Source organism: Sulfuricurvum sp. PD_MW2 (assembly GCF_002633015.1).
In the GTDB taxonomy this organism is placed as follows: domain Bacteria; phylum Campylobacterota; class Campylobacteria; order Campylobacterales; family Sulfurimonadaceae; genus Sulfuricurvum.
Genome location: NZ_NSIU01000018.1, coordinates 16,148 through 34,186, shown reverse-complemented (window position 1 = coordinate 34,186; position 18,039 = coordinate 16,148). Strand labels below are relative to the sequence as shown.

At 42.7% G+C, this 18,039-nt stretch carries 18 protein-coding genes; 4 read left to right on the top strand and 14 right to left on the bottom strand.

What is annotated here, in order from left to right; all coding sequences use genetic code 11:
• The first annotated feature begins 141 nt into the window (after positions 1–141).
• Positions 142–498, top strand: a complete 357-nt coding sequence (locus CJD30_RS08660) for a histidine triad nucleotide-binding protein (RefSeq protein ID WP_294918374.1) — start codon at positions 142–144, stop codon at positions 496–498.
• A gap of 3 nt (positions 499–501) precedes the next feature.
• Here CJD30_RS08660 and CJD30_RS08655 read toward each other — a convergent pair whose 3' ends face one another.
• The 14 genes from CJD30_RS08655 to CJD30_RS08590 all read right to left on the bottom strand — a co-directional run bounded on the left by CJD30_RS08655 (position 502) and on the right by CJD30_RS08590 (position 13,849).
• Entirely contained in the window at positions 502–966 is a 465-nt protein-coding gene (locus CJD30_RS08655; protein WP_294918373.1) for an OsmC family protein, read from the bottom strand.
• Entirely contained in the window at positions 963–2,348 is a 1,386-nt protein-coding gene (gene argH / locus CJD30_RS08650) for an argininosuccinate lyase (RefSeq protein ID WP_294918372.1), read from the bottom strand. Before argH ends, CJD30_RS08655 begins: the two co-directional genes overlap by 4 nt.
• Before the next feature lie 87 nt (positions 2,349–2,435).
• The gene (locus CJD30_RS08645; RefSeq protein WP_294918371.1) at positions 2,436–2,771 is read right to left on the bottom strand and encodes a cytochrome c; all 336 of its coding nucleotides are present in this window, start codon (positions 2,769–2,771) and stop codon (positions 2,436–2,438) included.
• A 98-nt stretch (positions 2,772–2,869) separates the two neighbouring features.
• Positions 2,870–4,684 carry a menaquinone biosynthesis decarboxylase gene (locus CJD30_RS08640; RefSeq protein ID WP_294918385.1) on the bottom strand — a complete coding sequence of 605 codons (1,815 nt, stop codon included), beginning with the start codon at positions 4,682–4,684 and terminating at the stop codon, positions 2,870–2,872.
• Between the two features lie 9 nt (positions 4,685–4,693).
• The gene (gene hemC, locus CJD30_RS08635; RefSeq protein ID WP_294918369.1) at positions 4,694–5,635 is read right to left on the bottom strand and encodes a hydroxymethylbilane synthase; all 942 of its coding nucleotides are present in this window, start codon (positions 5,633–5,635) and stop codon (positions 4,694–4,696) included.
• 3 nt (positions 5,636–5,638) lie between these two features.
• Complete coding sequence (locus CJD30_RS08630; protein ID WP_294918367.1) at positions 5,639–6,475, bottom strand: thioredoxin domain-containing protein; 837 nt, start codon at positions 6,473–6,475, stop codon at positions 5,639–5,641.
• Positions 6,429–6,848 carry an FxsA family protein gene (locus CJD30_RS08625; RefSeq protein ID WP_294918365.1) on the bottom strand — a complete coding sequence of 140 codons (420 nt, stop codon included), beginning with the start codon at positions 6,846–6,848 and terminating at the stop codon, positions 6,429–6,431. Before CJD30_RS08625 ends, CJD30_RS08630 begins: the two co-directional genes overlap by 47 nt.
• Positions 6,845–8,548, bottom strand: coding sequence for a proline--tRNA ligase (locus tag CJD30_RS08620; RefSeq protein WP_294918364.1), 1,704 nt, complete (start codon positions 8,546–8,548; stop codon positions 6,845–6,847). Before CJD30_RS08620 ends, CJD30_RS08625 begins: the two co-directional genes overlap by 4 nt.
• The gene (gene hemA / locus CJD30_RS08615) at positions 8,548–9,840 is read right to left on the bottom strand and encodes a glutamyl-tRNA reductase (protein WP_294918363.1); all 1,293 of its coding nucleotides are present in this window, start codon (positions 9,838–9,840) and stop codon (positions 8,548–8,550) included. The genes CJD30_RS08620 and hemA overlap by 1 nt, the downstream gene beginning before the upstream one ends.
• Positions 9,840–10,730 carry a polyprenyl synthetase family protein gene (locus CJD30_RS08610; protein WP_366722936.1) on the bottom strand — a complete coding sequence of 297 codons (891 nt, stop codon included), beginning with the start codon at positions 10,728–10,730 and terminating at the stop codon, positions 9,840–9,842. Before CJD30_RS08610 ends, hemA begins: the two co-directional genes overlap by 1 nt.
• 9 nt (positions 10,731–10,739) lie before the next feature.
• Entirely contained in the window at positions 10,740–11,150 is a 411-nt protein-coding gene (locus tag CJD30_RS08605) for a hypothetical protein (protein ID WP_294918362.1), read from the bottom strand.
• 138 nt (positions 11,151–11,288) lie between these two features.
• A complete protein-coding gene (locus tag CJD30_RS08600) occupies positions 11,289–11,567 on the bottom strand; it encodes a hypothetical protein (RefSeq protein ID WP_294918360.1) in 279 nt (92 codons plus the stop codon).
• A gap of 6 nt (positions 11,568–11,573) precedes the next feature.
• Positions 11,574–12,497, bottom strand: coding sequence for a 16S rRNA (cytosine(1402)-N(4))-methyltransferase RsmH (gene rsmH, locus CJD30_RS08595; RefSeq protein WP_294918358.1), 924 nt, complete (start codon positions 12,495–12,497; stop codon positions 11,574–11,576).
• Between the two features lie 56 nt (positions 12,498–12,553).
• Positions 12,554–13,849: an adenosylmethionine--8-amino-7-oxononanoate transaminase gene (locus CJD30_RS08590; RefSeq protein ID WP_294918356.1), complete on the bottom strand. Its 1,296-nt coding sequence runs from the start codon at positions 13,847–13,849 to the stop codon at positions 12,554–12,556.
• A 119-nt stretch (positions 13,850–13,968) separates the two neighbouring features.
• Here CJD30_RS08590 and CJD30_RS08585 point away from each other — a divergent pair, with 119 nt between their 5' ends.
• From CJD30_RS08585 to ftsZ, 3 genes are read left to right on the top strand one after another with little or no spacing between them, the layout of a single operon-like run.
• Positions 13,969–15,435 (top strand): peptidylprolyl isomerase, encoded by a 1,467-nt coding sequence (locus CJD30_RS08585; RefSeq protein ID WP_294918355.1) that lies wholly within the window; start codon positions 13,969–13,971, stop codon positions 15,433–15,435.
• Between the two features lies 1 nt (position 15,436).
• A complete protein-coding gene (gene ftsA / locus CJD30_RS08580) occupies positions 15,437–16,861 on the top strand; it encodes a cell division protein FtsA (RefSeq protein ID WP_294918353.1) in 1,425 nt (474 codons plus the stop codon).
• An 18-nt stretch (positions 16,862–16,879) separates the two neighbouring features.
• Positions 16,880–18,028: a cell division protein FtsZ gene (ftsZ, locus tag CJD30_RS08575; RefSeq protein ID WP_294918351.1), complete on the top strand. Its 1,149-nt coding sequence runs from the start codon at positions 16,880–16,882 to the stop codon at positions 18,026–18,028.
• Positions 18,029–18,039: the final 11 nt, after the last annotated feature.

Sequence of the window (18,039 nt, the reverse complement as noted above, 5' to 3'; positions counted from 1 at the left end):
ATTTTCTGAAAGCTTTAGTATAGATCTTTACAATTGTAGAAAAGTGCTTTCAATTTAGTGGATATTGTAGTCAAATCTCTTTTATAAATAGCTTCAAGCGATCTTCCATGTGCTACAATAGCATAAAAAAAAAGGTTTACAATGTGCATTTTCTGCAAAATAATTAATAAAGAAATCCCATCAAATGCCGTTGCCGAAAACGAAGAATTTTATGCGTTTCATGACATTAATCCAAAAGCGCCTGTTCATGTTTTGGCGATCCCAAAAGAGCACTACCAAAGCTTTAACGACATTCCATCAGAGCTTATGGGACGTATGACGACATTTATGCAAGAAGTAGCGAGTACGGTAGGAATCAAAGAGAGCGGATATCGTATTATCACCAATATCGGAGAAAACGGTGGACAGGAAGTGGGACATTTACACTTTCATATCCTCGGCGGAGCAAAGCTCAAATGGGGTCATTTTGCAGACGCCGATCCTAAGGATTTCTTTTAATCCTTAGGCATTACACCCTTGAAGTGAGCCAAAATCGACGCTGTTGCCTCCGCCACTGATCATCTCTTCATTTTCACGAATTACATTGCCATTATGAATAATCGTATAGGTTATTTTTGTAGTATCACGGATCGTATTGATTGTTGAACAATAAGTCTCAACACTCGCCATCACCCAACGAGCTGCAGTAGTATCATCAGCATCCGAATCAAAGCTGTATTCCAAATGCAATGTATTGAATTTTCTCGGCGGGGTTTCGTTGCGAACAACTTCTCCTGAAACACTCAAATTTTTGACGCTATTTCCACTTTTTTGGGGGAGCATGACGATATCGGTCGCGGTACATCCGATCAATCCGCTCAAAAAATACTCAATCGGAGAGACCTGAGGGCAATCGATGATAAAACTCCCTTTTTCCGTTTTTGCTTCAAAACGCATTGCGTCTTGATGAGATACAACTATTTTCATTTTACATCCTTAAGATAATGGTCAAAATAGAGAATTTGCTCTAGCGTACGTACTTCTGCCGTACCGCCTTGAGAAATACGGGCATTCATTGAATGTTTGATTGCCAAGAAGCCGATCACATCTTCTTTGATTCGGTTGTCAATCGCGTGAAGCTCACTGTAGGCTATATCGCTTAAATCGATTCCCAATACTTCGGCACGGGCAACTGCACGACCTGTAATGTGGTGTGCTTCACGGAACGGTACCCCGCAATGCTCAACCAAATAATCGGCCAAATCGGTGGCGGAGAGATGACCGAGCTTACACGCTTTTTCCATGTTATGCGGTTTTACGGTCATTGTTTTGAGCGCTTCACGGAGAATCTCTAATGAAATCTCGGCTGTTTCAACGCTGTCGAATACTCCCTCTTTGTCTTCTTGGGTATCTTTGTTATACGCAAGAGGCAACCCTTTCATAACGGTTAAAAGCCCCATCAGATTTCCGAAAACACGCCCTGTTTTACCGCGAAGCAATTCAGGGACGTCCGGGTTTTTCTTTTGCGGCATGATAGAACTACCGGTAGAGTATTCATCTGAGAGTTCTACGAAACGGAACTCATAACTCGACCAAAGGATAATCTCTTCAGCCAAACGGGAAATATGCATCATCAATGTCGAAATATTGAACAAAATTTCCAAAGCAAAATCACGATCACTGACGGTATCAAGACAGTTTACGCTGACTGAATCAAAGCCTAATATCTTAGCTGTCATCTCTCGATTGATATTATGCGGTGTGCCGGCTAGAGCCGCACATCCGATCGGAGAGATATTGTTACGCTCAGCAGAGCTTTCAAAACGCTCAACGTCACGTTTTAACATAGAAGCATACGCTAAGAGATGAAAGCCAAAATTGATCGGTTGTGCATGCTGCAAATGGGTCATCCCCGGAAGCAGTGTCGTCGTATGCTCACGCGCGATGTCGACAATCACATTCATCAATGCTTTGATATGTCCCACAATTTCAAGATTTTTACGAAGTACGTATCGGCGGAAATCAAGAGCTACCTGATCGTTACGACTACGGGCTGTATGGAGTTTTTTTCCTGCTTCTCCAATGATCGCAGTAAGCCGTTTTTCAATCGCCATATGCAAATCTTCATCGGCAATTTTCCATTCAAATACGCCCGATTCGATCTCCTCTTTTACTTGTGCCATCCCTGATTCGATTAAAGCACACTCTTCATTCGTTAGAATTCCTTGATGTGCCAGCATTTTCGCATGTGCAATTGATCCTTCGATATCTTCTCTGTAAAGTTTTTGATCAAACATGATCGAAGCATTAAATTTTTCCAATAAAGTTGACGCATCTTGTGTAAAACGTCCCGACCACATCTTTTCCATGGTGTCTCCGAATAGTAATTAATAAGGGGATTTTAGCGAAGTTTGGTTTAGAAAACATTACCTATTACAGGTAATGTCGAAGAAGAGTTAATTACAGGCGGGAACGTTACCGCTATCTTTGGCATATTCGACTAAAAAATCTTCAAGATGTTTTGCATTTTTAGAGTATACACGGTTATTAAAATATTCCCACGCAGGCTCTGCTTTTTTAGAATTTAAATGGATTTGGGCGAGTTGATCCCCATTATTATCCATAATTTTTTTCCATTCTCGCTGTTTTTTTGACGCAGCCAATGCTTGCCCTCCGCCATGGCACTCTTTACATGTTTCTATGTAGATTTTCTGCCCTTTGTAGGTAGCTGCATTAAGTGCACACGAGCCGGCTAAAAGTGTTATCACGACTGCAGCAGAAAAAGTATGCATAAATTCTATATCCTATTTTAACTGAATTGGTTAATACTACATTAGCAATAATAATAAATTGCTTAATCTAAACAGCCCTAAAGAAGGAAAAATTCCGTTTAGAGCTGATATTTTTTCTCTAATTTTTGATCTAAATCCCAAAGCCCTAATGTTCTCAAACGTTCGACCACAGAAGGTGTGCATTCTACATCTCCAGGCCATTCACGTTCAAATCCGTCTACAGTTGTTTTGGTTGTTCCATCAATCGCCACAATCGATTCTGAACGGTACAAATCTCTCGCCGCGTCCATATTGTTGGTAACCCGCCATAGCAGCATATACGGATTATGAATATCATTTTTTGCTTCATCAACAAAAATAACGATTCTCAAATACCTATTTAAAGATTCCAATGCACCGAATACATTTCTAAGCGAACGTTGCTTTTGTACACTCACTACAGTAATCGGATTCGCCGTATGACGCATATACTGCGTCACCCCTGTGACTTCAGGAATCACTGAACGGATTTGTTCGAGTAAAGTAGAACTGTCAATACTCTCCGGTGCTACAGGTGAATACGATGCTGTAAAATCAATTCCCAATTTTCCTCCGACTAAACTCTCCGGACTCGAGTGATCCAAAGCATCGGTAATCCCTTCTGAGACAAAGAGGCATTTTGGCAAGAATCGATTGAGAGCATAGGTAACCAGTGCTTCGTAGTTATTGAGTTTCGGTGCATCTTCGCCAAAAAACAAGGCATGTTTTACAAAACTCATTTGACCCGAGCCCCAAAAAATATGCATAAACTGTTTTGCATGCCCTTTGTAAAGCGGTTTCATTTTTGCCAAAATAAGGTTGTGAAATACACCGTTTTCCGGCATATGATAATCGATCAAATCAGCCGCATTGGTTTTGAGTAACGGCAAGAAAATGCGCTCCGTCGCCCATCCCATATATTTATCTTCCAGTGGCGGTTTTCCGACAACCGTGGCCAAATAATATGGATCTTTGCGATGAGTGATTGCAGTCACTTCCAACTCAGGATAATACTCTTTTAGTGTATAGTACCCTGTGTGATCTCCAAAAGGCCCCTCTTCTCGAAGTTTTGCCGTATCAACCCATCCTTCGATCACAAAGTCAACATCTTCGGGTATGTACAACGGTGTCGTCAATGATTCCACAAGCTTCGGAGACTCTTTTTTAATTAATCCGTACAAGAGTAGTTCATTGACCCCATACGGCAATGGAGCGGTTGCACACCACGTATAAAGAGGATCGCCTCCGATAGCGATAGAAACAGGCATTTTTTTACCCGCACGCTGATATTGATCAAAAAAGTGAGATGAGTCTTTATGTATCTGCCAATGCATACCCAAATGATTTTTGTCGTATACCTGCAAACGATACATCCCAAGATTGACCACTTCTCCGTTCAAACTTTGGGTATAAACCTGCCCCATCGTGATAAACGGTCCGCCGTCTTCTTCCCATGTAGTTAAAACCGGTAAATCGTATAGATTAACTTCATCGCCTTGCTTCACAATCTCTTGGCAGCTTCCCCGTTTTGGAAGTTTTTTCGGAAAAATATCTTTCATCGAAAACAGATCTCCAAGCATTCCGATTTTCTCTTTGAACCCTTGCGGAGGCTTCATATGAAGCAGTTTTTCAATTTCGCTCGCAACCCCTTCGACATCACGGCCAAAAAGAAGTTCGGTACGGCGGTACGATCCAAACAGATTCATTACAACAGGTATTTCAAACTTTTGCCCCGTCGCTTTATCAATTGGATTGGTAAATAAAAGAGCTTTTCCGCCATCATGCTTTTTGACTTCGGCGTACGCAAGATGAGGAATTTCAAGATTTATATCCAACGGCGTATCGATGATACGAAGTTCGCCGTTATTTTGGAGTAGATCAATCGTTTTTTTCAATGTCACGACTTAACCTTTATTTGCCATAGCTTCGGCACGTTGCAATAATTCCAACGCCCCTTTTTCAATCAATCGCTGTGCCATCGCTTCCCCAACCCCTTGGGTGTTATCTTTGGACACTACAACCTCTTCGCCCATTACCTCAGAACCATCGGGCATGCCAAGTGTAGAGCGAACAATCACTTCACCATTTGGCTGTACTCGCGCACTCACACCGATCGGAACCTGACATCCCCCTTGCAGCGTATCGACAAATCCACGTTCAATGGTTGTTTCAATACGGCTATTCTCATCTTCTAAAAACTTGGCAATTTCCAATACCCACGGCTCATTGACCGTTTCAATCCCCAAAGCACCTTGCCCCATTGCAGGAAGCATTTCATCCAAAGAGATGGGATAAAAATAGTGTACCAAATCACAAAAGCCCAAACGGTTGATCCCTGCTGCAGCTAAAATGATTGCATCAAATTCACCCTCTTTCAGTTTTCGAATTCGGGTATCAACATTGCCCCGCAGATCTTTGATGACTAAATCAGGACGCTCTTTGATCAACTGCATACGGCGGCGTAATGACGATGTCCCGACAACGGCACCCTGAGGAAGAGACTGGATATCAGGATATTTTTCACTCAACATCGCATCTCGGACATCTTCGCGCAATGTAATAGCAGAGAGTAATAACCCCTCTGGCATCACCGTAGGGACATCTTTGAGGGAATGGACTGCCATCTGTGCTTCACCGCGAAGCATTGATTCCTCAATCTCTTTTAGAAACAACCCTTTCCCTCCGATTTTCGCCAACGGAACATCCAAAATTTTATCTCCCGATGTAATGATAATTTTGAGTTCTACTTCGACATCTTTGAAATTTGATTCAATAAGCGATTTGATATGGTTGGATTGCCAAAGTGCGAGTTTGCTTCCGCGTGTTGCAATGGTGAGTTTTTTCATGAATTATTTAACCTTGATCTCTTTGTATTTATTTTTAGACGCATCTTTTTGACCGTTCACAAACACCGTTGGTGTTCCGGCTACCATCATTGAACTTGCCACTTTTTGATCAAATTCAAATTGTTTTAGTACCGATGAGCGGCGAATATCATCTTTGTCTATCTTTGTTCCGAATGTTTTGTTAAATGCATTCAGAATTTTTTGTTCATCCCGTTCACTGGCATTGATATCAACTTTATACAATCCTAAAATGGTGTTATCCGTTCCACCTTGTTCTGCGGCAATCGCAGCTTTTGTCAATGTCACAGCAGCCGGATGAAGCCCTGAGAGCGGAAAATGGTAATAATAAACAGAGAATACTTTAGGATACTTCATCATATACGTAAGTGCTTCCGGAACGTAACGGCGGCAAAACGGACAAAGCGGATCAGAAAAAATTGCTACTTTATTCGGGGCATCTGCATCTCCACTTATACGGTTGCTTTTGGTATAAAATGAATTACTAAAATCAGGGGCTACCGTATCGTTGTAACGTTCACTGGTTTTTACATTAATCAACTCAGGCGCAATCACATTGCCATTGACAAAATAGGTACCGTTTTGGTTGATATGACGTATATCATTACCTTGTTTTACATCCGCTTCGATCGTCATAAAATAGGCTTGCCATCCACTCATTGAGGGGAGATTTTTCTTCCCGTTTACTTCAATCTGCAAATTTGAAATATTCGGATTGCCACCAATCCCTTTTTTTAGAAAAGCAATAACCTCCGCATCGGTAGCGGCCATAAGACTAGCGGAGAGAGCGAGTATCGTCGATAATTTCTGCATCAATAACATAATCATCCTTTTGTGGGGTTTGTGTGGTATTTTCTGTAGGGTATTTTCTCGTAAAACGGTTAATGAGCAATGTTCCTAAGAGGGAAAGTAGCATCACCATACCGATAATATCCGTTAAGACTCCGGGAAGAATCAAAAGAAGCGATCCCAGCAATCCGGAGATATTACGATTCGAAAATCCCTGCATATCAATTTGTCGTGTCCGCAACGCATCAAGATTTTCAGCCAATGCATGGCGGAAATTCATCAAAATGAAAACTCCAAAAAATGCACTGCCGACAATCTCCAAAAACATCGCTAATCCACCAATTCGAGAAGCAACTTCAACCGTTAAAATTACTTCTGCGAAGAGATAGATCAAAAAATAGATCATTTACAAAGTTCTCCGATTTTTGAAATGACTTCAGATGCATCAACCGTAATGATCTCACGAGTAGCACGAATCATAATCTGAACCGATCCATTATCTAGCTCTTTTCCAATAATGATCGTAAATGGAAATCCGATCAACTCAGCATCAGACATCTTGAAGCCGAAACGTTCTTTACGATCATCAAGAATCACTTCCGTACCATTTTTTTGAAGCGTCGCATACAACTCTTCTGCATACGCCATATGGCTCTCTTCTTTGATATTGGAAACCATAATATTTACCAAATACGGAGCGGTAGCAGGTGTCCAGATACACCCTTTTTCGTCATGATGCTGCTCGATTACCGCAGCAACCAAACGGCTGACACCCATACCGTACGTTCCCATGATAAACGGCTGAGCACGACCGTTTTCATCCAAAAATTCTGCTTTCAGCGGTGCGGAGTAAACGGTACCGAGTTTGAAGATATGTCCGACTTCAATCCCTTTAGTATGGAGGATTTTACCGTTACAGTGGGGACATCCATCCCCCTCTTGGACACTTGCGAGATCGGCGAAGTGCGCTTCATGCATAACAGAGAGATCAACACCGACAAAATGATAATCCGCTTCATTCGCACCGCAGATCATCGATGTTGCATTTTTAGTATCATTATCCATCACGATACGAATTTTATCTTGATCAAGCGGCCCCATGAATCCCGGAACAAGACCTATCTCGATCAACTCTGCTTCCGTTGCATCTACTAAATCGATCGCTCCGATACTATTACGAGCTTTGACCTCTTGAAGTTCGTCACATCCGCGAACAAAGAAACAAACCAATTCACTCCCCTCGATATAAACCGCACGTTGGACTACCGCTTTGAGAGTATAGTACGGATCTACATGGAAGAAATTGCTCAAATCATCGATTGATTTGATATTCGGTGTTCTAAAACGGGCAAAATCAGCACTCGGCGCTTCCGGTATATCAGTACGCTGTGCTCGGCGTGCGGCTTCGACATTGGCTCCATATTCACAGGTATCACACACGGCAAGAGTATCTTCACCGCTTCCTGCTAATACCATTAGCTCTTTTGAACCTGTCCCGCCGATAGCACCGCTATCGGCTTCGACAATACGAAATTCCAATCCCAAACGCTCCAAAATACGTTTGTATGCTGCTTCCATCGCATCAAATTCGCGATCCAAATCTTCAGTAGACGCGTGAAAACTGTAGCCATCTTTCATCACAAATTCCCGTCCGCGCATTAGTCCAAATCTTGGACGTGCTTCATCACGAAATTTGGTTTTGATCTGATAGAGATTGAGCGGAAGCTGTTTGTAACTGGTGACACGATTGCGTACGATATTCACCATCATCTCTTCATGGGTCGGCCCAAGAACAAAAAGGTTCTCTTTGCGATCACGAAATCGCAATAGCTCTTTACCAAATTTCTCTATACGGCCACTCTCTTCCCATAGTTCAGCCGGAGTAACAAAACTCAAATCGACCTCTTGTGCATCACACACAGCCATCTCTTCATTAATGATCGTTTCAATTTTACGTAATACCCGTTTTCCCAACGGTAAAAAATTATACAATCCTGCTGCAACCTGACTCACAAATCCGGCGCGAGAGAGATAAATATGACTTGGAAGCTGTGCATCTTTCGGTGCTTCCTTGGTGGTTGGGATATAGGCTTTACTAAAACGCATTATTTTCCTTTAGGGTAATAGTTACAAGATTTTTGAGAGAGATCTTCCCCATCTTCTTCATTCATTAAAAAGCTCATTGCTTCAATCAGAGTATCGATCCGCATCGGATCAGAGCCATCACGCATCCTTTCGGCAAACGGATGTAAGAAACGTTTTAATGTTTGAAGAGTTGCTTTATGAAGTTCAGTCTCATACTCTTTTGGAATATAGCCGTTGCCGATAACTCTGTTCGATTCTTGCAACGCTGCTTCATATGCTTTGAGATACATATTTTTAATTAACGGCTCGACGGAGAGAGTTTTAAGCCACTCAAAAAAGAGAGCTACGTGACGTCGAATAATCACATAAGAGAGTTTTGCTTCATCTTCACGCAATGCAATGTTTTCCGAAACGATCTCTTTGAGATCATCTACATAAAAAAGATTGATCGACCACAACGATGGATCACATTCGATGTCTCGCGGTACCGCCATATCAAACCAGTATCGATCAAATGTTGTCGGTTTAATCATCTCCTCCGTGATAATCGGAGTCAGTGAGCCTGTTGCAGTAAATAAAAGCTCATTTTCATTAATAGCATACAAAAGTTCTTCATACGAGCGCACTCGGGCATTACACTCTTTCGCTATCGCCTCAGCTTTTTCAAATGTCCGATTCATAATCGTAACATCAACGCCCTGAGCACTTAGATGTTTACAGGTAATGACAGACATCTCACCCGAACCGATCACCAACGCTTTTTTACCGGCTACATCACCTAGCGACTCTTTTACTTTTGCGATGGCTACACTCGCAACCGATACCGGTTTTGAAGAGATATTCGTTGCATTGCGCACTTCTGCCGCACACTTAAACGCATAGTTCATTGCACGGGCAATTTTTTGCGCCGAATAGCCGTTCTCTTGCGAGAGTTTGAACGCGTCTTTGAGCTGACCGGATATCTGCGTCTCCCCGACAACCATCGAATCGAGTGAACTCGCTACACTAAAGAGGTGATGGATCCCCCCCTCATCGTCAAAAATATCAGCACGGGAATAGAGTTCCGTGTGACTCAAACCCGAATGCTTTGTCAAAAGAAAAAAAAGTTCTTCTTTCGCCGCATCCGTATCGTTACAGCTACAAAATACTTCAACACGGTTACAGGTAGAAAGAACCATCGATTCACTGATGTACGGACTTGCATTCAATTGTTTCATCGCATTGAGCTGCGATGCTTCATCGACAAACGCAAGTTTCTCACGTATGGCTAATGTCGAGTTTTTGTGGGAAAAGCTAACGATCAAATAATGCATCAGTAACTTCTTTTGATCACAGTTTCTATAATGGCACGCAAGGCAGCGTCATCACCGATCGCACCGATCGCTTCATCACACAATGCTCTTGCATAACTGTACGATTGCTCAATCGTTCCGAACGCATCCATTTTGGAACGAATCCACCCTTTCTCTGCATCGTCCAATACCTTGGCATGATTGGCGATCAAACGCGTTTTTTCATTCTCATCGAGATTGTTGTACAAATCGATGTACGGCAAAGTCGCTTTCCCTTCCGAAAAATCATTCAGAGAAGGTTTCCCAAGAGTCGCTTCATCCGCGGTAATATCGAGAATATCATCCACAATTTGAAACGCCAATCCTAAGTTTTTACCGTATATGGCGTATGCCTCTTCGTCTTTCCCCGCCAAAATCGCCGCACTGTATGCACACGCTTCGATCAAGGTCGCCGTTTTCAGATAAAGCATTTTAAGATACAGTTCACGATCACTGTTGAAACGCTCTGCCATCCCTACATCCATCATCTCTCCGACTGAGAGGCGAGTTACCGATTCGGCGACGGAGCGGGCGATACGAGGGTCAAAAGAGGTAAGCTCACTAAACGCTTTGGAGTAGAGAATATCACCCAGCATAATCGCCGTTTTTGATCCTTCGGTAGCATTGACAGAGGGGACACCTCGACGCAATTGTGCCTCATCGATTACATCATCATGAAGTAAACTCGCCGCATGAATAAGTTCGACAATCGCTCCCAGCAACGGAGCTTGAGCAGATTCGGGAGCAATGGTGAGGATCAAGCGTGCACGGAGTCGTTTACCGCCGGAGAGTTTTTGAAACAGATGCGCTGCGGGGGGATAATCAACCTCATCAATCAACTTAGCAATAAGGGTTTCTACAGTTTCCAACATACCTAATCATCACTTATTCGTTAAATAATCCAACACAATCCGGTTCTCTTTATCAATTAAAAACAGATCCATCTGCGCGGTTTTGTTGCCGTCATCAAATTTTTTAAATACGACTATTATATAGGGAACGTCCCTTTGAGTTTTCTGTGCACTCAAAAGTACTTTACGAAAGCTCTGATTTGTATGTCCGACATACAAAACATGCTGACCGACGAAGCGATCAAAACTTTCGTGAACAACTAATGCTTTGTCGGCGTATAAGGTCCACCGAAAATTCAAGAGCCGTTCTTGCCCTTCACTTTTAACCAGAATTTTAGCCAATTCATCTTTTTTGAGGATAAAACTTTTTGATTCTCTCCATGCAGCTGCGTGTGTGATTACAAAAGTTCCTATGAGCAAAAATATGAATAAACGGCTCACACCCACTCGTTCTGTCAAAATTTTAAATCTATATGGTTTGGGGATTATACATCGACTCTACACAAGATCTATTTTAAGTTGGTGATTATACCACCACTATTCTTAGTTGATTGGAATGAGGTTAATAAAGTCGTTGTTTTAAAAAAGTGTATCCAAAACTTGGCTTTTATATTTCAAAGCTTCAACTTTTGCTCGGATCAAGCGGTTTTCTTCCAAAAGAGAGTCGTGTTCATGACTCAACGTAGAAATTTCACGACTTTTAAAATAAATTTGAGTGTTAATAAAAATTTTCGGGAATACGACTACCAGTACTAAAAAAATACCGATGAATACATTCCGTAAAAAAAGAGGCCCCATCGAATCATCAGGGCTGATGATGTGCTGTGTCTCTTCTAAAATATCAAGTTTATCGCTCATACCCTATCAATCTCTTCGTATCTCAAATATTCTTAGTTTCGCACTTCGGCTTCGCGAATTTGCACGCAATTCATCGTCCGCCGCACACAACGGCTTTTTGGTAATGGTTTTGCCGATCGCATGATTGTTTCCGCACGTACATCGCATTGCATCATCCGGACAAATACAGTTTTTTGACCATTTTGAAAAGCGATTTTTCACAATCCGATCTTCAAGCGAATGAAAGGTGATAATCGCCACCCGAAGCTTTTTGATCTTGGAGGCCTCAATCGCATCGAGAAGCCGGGTCAATTCACCCAATTCATCGTTGACTTCGATCCGAATCGCCTGCATTACAAGCGTTGAGGGGTGAATCTTTTTTCCCTTCGGCATCAGATGAAAAATCGCGTTCGAAAGCTCTTTAGCCGAAGCAAACGGACGGCGCTGAACAATCGTTTCCGCCACTTTTCGGGAGTTTGTCACTTCCCCGTATTCACGCAAAATACTCTCAAGAGCACTCTGAGAATATTCATTCACGACCTCATACGCGCTCAGCACTGCATTGGGGTTCATTCGCATATCGAGAGTATCGCTTTCATACGAAAATCCTCTCTCTCGTTGATCCAATTGCAGTGATGACACCCCTATATCGGCCAAAATACCGCAAATTTTATCGCCGAATTGCGCTATCGTTTCTGACGCAACCTCTGAAAAACGTCCTTGACGGATCTCAACACGCTTTCCGAAAGGTTCTAAACGTTTACTCGAAAAAGCAATAGCGGTAGGATCTTGGTCAATTCCGATCAACGATATCGCAGGATTGTTTTCCAACAGGAGTGAAGAGTGCCCTCCATACCCCATCGTACAATCAACAACCCATCCATCGCTGCAAGGAGCAAATGCTTCAAGAACTTCTCTATACAGTACGGGAATATGAGGAATCTCTTGCACAAAAGGCCTTTAGGTTTAATAGCCCTTATGATAACCTAAGCGCACTAATAACACCTTTAAATGTTATCCAAAGCAAATTCGATCGCATCAAACACTTTTGTAAGTTCATCGGATGTAATGACATAAGGGGTCATGACGTAAACCACACTCCCTAACGGTCGTATCAACACCCCCCGTTTCAGGCACAATTGATGGATTTTCAGGCCGATACGTTCATGCGCTTCAAAACTCTCTAACTCTATCGCCGCAATCATCCCGCACTGGCGTACTTCCTTGACTTTTGGACGGGATTCAAAACGCTTTAGCTCATCAGCCATCAACGCACTCGTTTTACGGTTATTTTCAATCACGTTTTGCGATTCAAAAATATCGAGAGTCGCATTTGCTGCAGCGCACGCCAACGCATTTCCCGTATAACTGTGTGAGTGCAAAAACGAGCGGATCGGATTGTAATCACAGTAAAACGAGTTATAAATATTTTCATTTGTTAGTACGACGGATAGCGGCAAATAGCCGCCTGTAAGCCCTTTGGATAGAACTAAAAAATCGGGTGTTATCTCTGCTTGTTGACACGCAAACATACTCCCTGTCCGTCCGAATCCGACCAAAATTTCATCGGCGATAAAATGGACGCCATATTCTTCACACAATCGTTTGGCTTCGTGCAAAAAGATCGGATGATACATTCTCATCCCCCCTGCTCCCTGGACCAGCGGTTCAACGATGAATGCCGCTATATCATCGGCATTTTCTTTTAAGAGATTTTCAAAAAGTTTTGCCGCTGCCAAAGCAGCTTCAACACTTTGATTTTCAGGAGAAGGAGTTTGAATCGATCGGATCAAAAGAGGCTCGTACGTCTCTTTGTACAACGCAACATCACCAACCGATAATGCTCCCAACGTCTCTCCGTGATAACTCTCACTGAGCGAAACAAAAAGCCCTTTCTCCTTTCCGTTGTTTTTGTGGGAGTGATAGGACATTTTCAGAGCAACTTCTATCGCACTCGAACCGTTGTCTGCATAAAAACAGCGTGTTAGCCCATCCGGAGCAAGTCCGACAAGCCGTTCAGAAAGACGTACGATCCCCTCGTGGGTAAATCCCGCCAATATGACGTGTTCGAGAACTTCTAACTGCTCTTTGATTTTTTGATTGATATAGGGGTTGCAATGCCCAAAAAGATTGACCCACCAGCTGCTGATCGCATCAATGACCCGATTTCCTTCAAAATCTTCCAAATAGACACCGTATGCCTTTGATACTGGGGTTAACGGGATTGTTTCATGATCTTTCATTTGTGTACACGGATGCCACAAAACGTTTAGATCCCGCGATGAAATTTCAACATTATTCATTAAAAAACCCCTAAAATTGCATTTTTTTATGCTAACATTTGTTAGCTCTCTTCCATTTTCATCCAAGTTTAATGGTAAAGTGAATAGAATATCTGAATTTTACAACAGGATCGTTTAATATGATTACTTGGATGCAGCGCCATCGCAAATACTTGGTGATTACCATTTGGATCTCCACTATCGCTTTTATCGGAGCAGGATTTGTCGGATGGGGACAGTACAGTTACGGAGATAAAGCGGGCGCCGTTGCCAAAGTGGGTGATATTTCTATCACATCAGCCGAACTTCAAAAAAGCTACACCAATATTTTCAACCAATACAACCAGCTCTTTCAAGGAAAATTGGATGAAAAACAAGCCCAGCAGTTTGGTCTTCAACGTCAAGCACTTCGCCAACTCGTTAACCAAGCATTGATTTTGAACCTTGCAAAAAGTTACGGATTGATCGTAACGGATGATGAACTTTGGAATGTCATTAAATCGCAAAGCGTTTTTGCTAAAGACGGTACGTTTGACAAAGCGGTGTATGCCGAAGCATTGAAACAAAATCATTTAAGCATCAAAGAGTACGAAGAATCGATGAAAAAAGAGCTATTGATCCAAAAAACGCTCTATCTTTTGTCTTCCGGAACCAAACCTATCGAAACAAACGCTTTGGCCAATGCACTCGGTGTTGCCGATAAAATCAGTTACAAAATTTTAACCCCGGGTATGATTTCATTGTCACCAACCGAAGCGGAATTAAAAGCGCTTTGGGAAAAAAATCAAAAAGAGTTCAAAACTGCACCAAGTTATGAAATTAGCTACGTGACACAAAAATCACTGACAACAGTACCGACAGCAAAAGAGATCAGCGATTATTACGATACCAATCGTCAACTGCTCAAAGATCCATCAGGGAAAATATTAACCCCTGCTGAAGCACAAAACACGATTGTAGCGGCACTCAACGACAAAGCAACCGAGAAAGAGGCGCTTCGTCTTTACATCGACTACAAAAAAGGCGCACTAAAAGCCGGAATGACTCCTTCTAAAGCAACCATGAGTGCTGAAACCTCAACATTCGATCCTGAACTTACCAAAGAGATCATGAGTCTCAATGAACAAAAACAATTTCTCAAACCCCGCAAAGTCGGTAATGACTATATCATTGTCAAGTTAGACAAAATGAATCCATCACGATCAAAAACATTTGACGAAGCTAAAACGGATGTTATCGCGCTTTATATGAATGAAGCAAAAAAATCCAAACTTCAAGAATTGGCTCAAAACAGCTATAAAACATTCATCGGCACTTCAACGGATTTTATCACACGCAAAGATAGTGAAAAAATCGCCGGTTTAAGCGCACCTGAGGGATCAGAGTTTTTAACAAAACTGTTTGCATCCAAACAAAAACAAGGTTTTATTACTTTGGAGAGCGGAAATGTTATTATGTATAACGTTTTGGAACAAAAGTTGCTTCAAGATAAAACATTAGCGGATGGGAATGCCGTACTTAAATTCAAAGGGAATTTGTTAGATCAAGGTTTACTCAAAACACTTGAAAGCAAATACCCCGTTGAAATCTATGTAGAGGGGATTTGATTTGAAACGAACCGTTTTAGCCATTGATATCGGCTCAACAAAAGTTTGTGCACTCATCGCCGAAATCGACGATGAGAACAATGCTACAATCATCGGAGCCGGTATCTCAAAAGCACAAGGGCTTCGAAAAGGGAGTATCACTAATATCGAGCTTGCAAGCAAATCGATTAAAAGTGCACTTAACGATGCCAAACGAGTTGCAGGTACTGAACTGCGAAGTGCTATCGTCAGTATCTCCGGAGCCTATACAAAAAGCCTAAACTCGAGCGGTATCGTCAATATCCCGAATAAAGAGATCACCCTCAACGAAATTCAACGTGTTATGCATACCTCCCTCTACAATGCAAACATACCGAATGAATTTGAAGTACTTCATGCGCTTCCGTACAACTTCAAAGTAGACGATCAAGATTTCATCGAAGATCCGCTTGGAATGAATGCCTCTCGCCTCGAAGTAGAAACACACATTATCACCACGCAAAAAAGCAATCTTAACAATCTGCGAAAAGCGGTAAAAGCAGCAGGAGTTGAAGTAGAAAGCGTTGTACTCAGCGGCTATGCCTCTGCCATTGCAGTCTTGAATGCCGATGAGAAAGAACTCGGTGCGGCCGTTGTCGATATGGGCGGAAATACGAGCAACATCGTTATCCATTCAGGACACGCGATTCGTTACAACGACTTTTTGGGAGTCGGTTCTAACCACATCACCAATGACCTCTCTATGGCATTACATACTCCTCTTCATACTGCGGATAATGTCAAAATCAACTACGGTTCGCTTTATGCGCCAAGCAATGATTTAATTGAACTCCCGGTCATCGGTGATGAAACATCCAGCCACGAAGTCTCCCTCGAAGTTGTCCATAACGTTATTTACGCGCGTGTGGAAGAGACGCTGATGATCATTGCACAATCGATTGAAAAAAGCGGTCTTAAAGAGCATATGGGAGCCGGTGTAGTTCTTACCGGCGGTTTTACAAAAATCGAAGGGTTGCGTGAACTTGCGGTCGCTATTTTAGACAATATGCCGGTTCGCCTTGCAAAACCTGCAGATGTCGGAGGGCTTTTTGATACCCTTCGAGATCCTTCATACTCCGGTGCAGTCGGTCTGATCAAATACATGGCAGATGGATATACTGCCTATGAAATCGATGTCAATCGACGCATGCGCCATGCCAGTGAAGATATGGGAACACAGCAACATCCTGCTTCATCCGTATCTGCTGTTGAAGAAGCACCAAAATTCGACACTGTCACCCCTCCTGCATCTTCAACTCCTGCACCGGCAGCTACAACGCCGCCGGCGAAGGATGAGAAGATTGCAGAAACAACAAAAATGGTCAATATTGGCTCCAACAAGTCAGTACAGAGCGATCAACCAAACCCCATTTCCAAGTTTTGGAACTGGGCAACTCAACTATTTTAATCACGTCAAGGAGCAAGCATGGAACCATTTTCAATTGAAGAATCAACAACTCTTACAGGAGCTCGTATCGTAGCAGTCGGTGTCGGCGGCGGCGGCGGTAATATGATCGGGTATATGCTCAGAGAGCAAATTCCGGGCATTGAACTCATCATTGCCAATACTGATGCGCAGGTTTTAGAGCAAGGATCAGCCGCAACAAAAGTTCAACTCGGTGCAAAACTCACTAAAGGTTTGGGTGCAGGGATGAAGCCGGAAATCGGTAAAGAATCTGCATTGGAGAGTTATGAAGATTTGGCACGTGTACTCAGCGGTGCAGATATCGTTTTCGTAGCAGCCGGTCTAGGGGGCGGTACAGGTACGGGTGCCGCACCGATTATTGCAAAATGTGCAAAAGAAGTAGGTGCATTGACGATTGCGGTTGTTACAAAACCATTCTCATTTGAGGGTAAAAAACGTCTCAAATTGGCGGAAGACGGCCTTCAAGAATTGAAAAATGAATCTGATTGTATCGTTGTTATCCCGAATGACAAACTTCTCTCGATCATTGATCCGAAACTCGGAATCAAAGAGAGCTTTAAAATCGTTGACAGCGTACTTGCTCGCGCCGTTAGCGGAACATCGGGTGTTATCCTCGCAAGCGGTGACAACGATATCAACCTTGACTTTGCCGACTTACAAACCGTTATGAGCCACCGTGGGTTAGCTCTCATGGGTGTGGGCGAATACAAAGGGGAAAATGCCGCCTACGAAGCGATCAAAAACGCTATCGAATCTCCGTTGCTTGATAATATGTCAGTTAACGGTGCACTTGGAGTATTGGTTCACTTCAGTATGCATCCTGAATTCCCGTTCATGGAACTCTCAGCAGCGATGGATGTTGTCCACAACAGTGTTGATGAAGCTGCGGATGTTATTTTCGGAACCACTACCGATGAGTCATTGCCAAAAGACTTCATCCGCATTACCCTTGTAGCAACCGGTTTTGAGAAAAAAGCATCAATGGGGATCAATAACTGCGAATTTGAAAACAAAGAAGCTGTAGCGGCAACCGCAACCGTAGCACAACCACGTGTTGTTGCTCGTCCAGCTGCACGTATGGTTGCTAACGGTGACTATACCGAAGATTTCTTAGACGTTCCAACGTTTATGCGCCAACAAAGAGATTAATCTCTCTTTCC

Coding starts and splice junctions, on each gene's coding strand:
- hemA (WP_294918363.1), bottom strand. CDS start 9,840: ATGCATTATTTGATCGTTAGCTTTTCCCACAAAAACTCGACATTAGCC.
- CJD30_RS08610 (WP_366722936.1), bottom strand. CDS start 10,730: ATGTTGGAAACTGTAGAAACCCTTATTGCTAAGTTGATTGATGAGGTT.
- CJD30_RS08660 (WP_294918374.1), top strand. CDS start 142: ATGTGCATTTTCTGCAAAATAATTAATAAAGAAATCCCATCAAATGCC.
- argH (WP_294918372.1), bottom strand. CDS start 2,348: ATGGAAAAGATGTGGTCGGGACGTTTTACACAAGATGCGTCAACTTTA.
- CJD30_RS08620 (WP_294918364.1), bottom strand. CDS start 8,548: ATGCGTTTTAGTAAAGCCTATATCCCAACCACCAAGGAAGCACCGAAA.
- CJD30_RS08645 (WP_294918371.1), bottom strand. CDS start 2,771: ATGCATACTTTTTCTGCTGCAGTCGTGATAACACTTTTAGCCGGCTCG.
- CJD30_RS08600 (WP_294918360.1), bottom strand. CDS start 11,567: ATGAGCGATAAACTTGATATTTTAGAAGAGACACAGCACATCATCAGC.
- CJD30_RS08590 (WP_294918356.1), bottom strand. CDS start 13,849: ATGAATAATGTTGAAATTTCATCGCGGGATCTAAACGTTTTGTGGCAT.
- CJD30_RS08655 (WP_294918373.1), bottom strand. CDS start 966: ATGAAAATAGTTGTATCTCATCAAGACGCAATGCGTTTTGAAGCAAAA.
- CJD30_RS08630 (WP_294918367.1), bottom strand. CDS start 6,475: ATGTTATTGATGCAGAAATTATCGACGATACTCGCTCTCTCCGCTAGT.
- CJD30_RS08585 (WP_294918355.1), top strand. CDS start 13,969: ATGATTACTTGGATGCAGCGCCATCGCAAATACTTGGTGATTACCATT.
- ftsZ (WP_294918351.1), top strand. CDS start 16,880: ATGGAACCATTTTCAATTGAAGAATCAACAACTCTTACAGGAGCTCGT.
- hemC (WP_294918369.1), bottom strand. CDS start 5,635: ATGAAAAAACTCACCATTGCAACACGCGGAAGCAAACTCGCACTTTGG.
- CJD30_RS08625 (WP_294918365.1), bottom strand. CDS start 6,848: ATGATCTATTTTTTGATCTATCTCTTCGCAGAAGTAATTTTAACGGTT.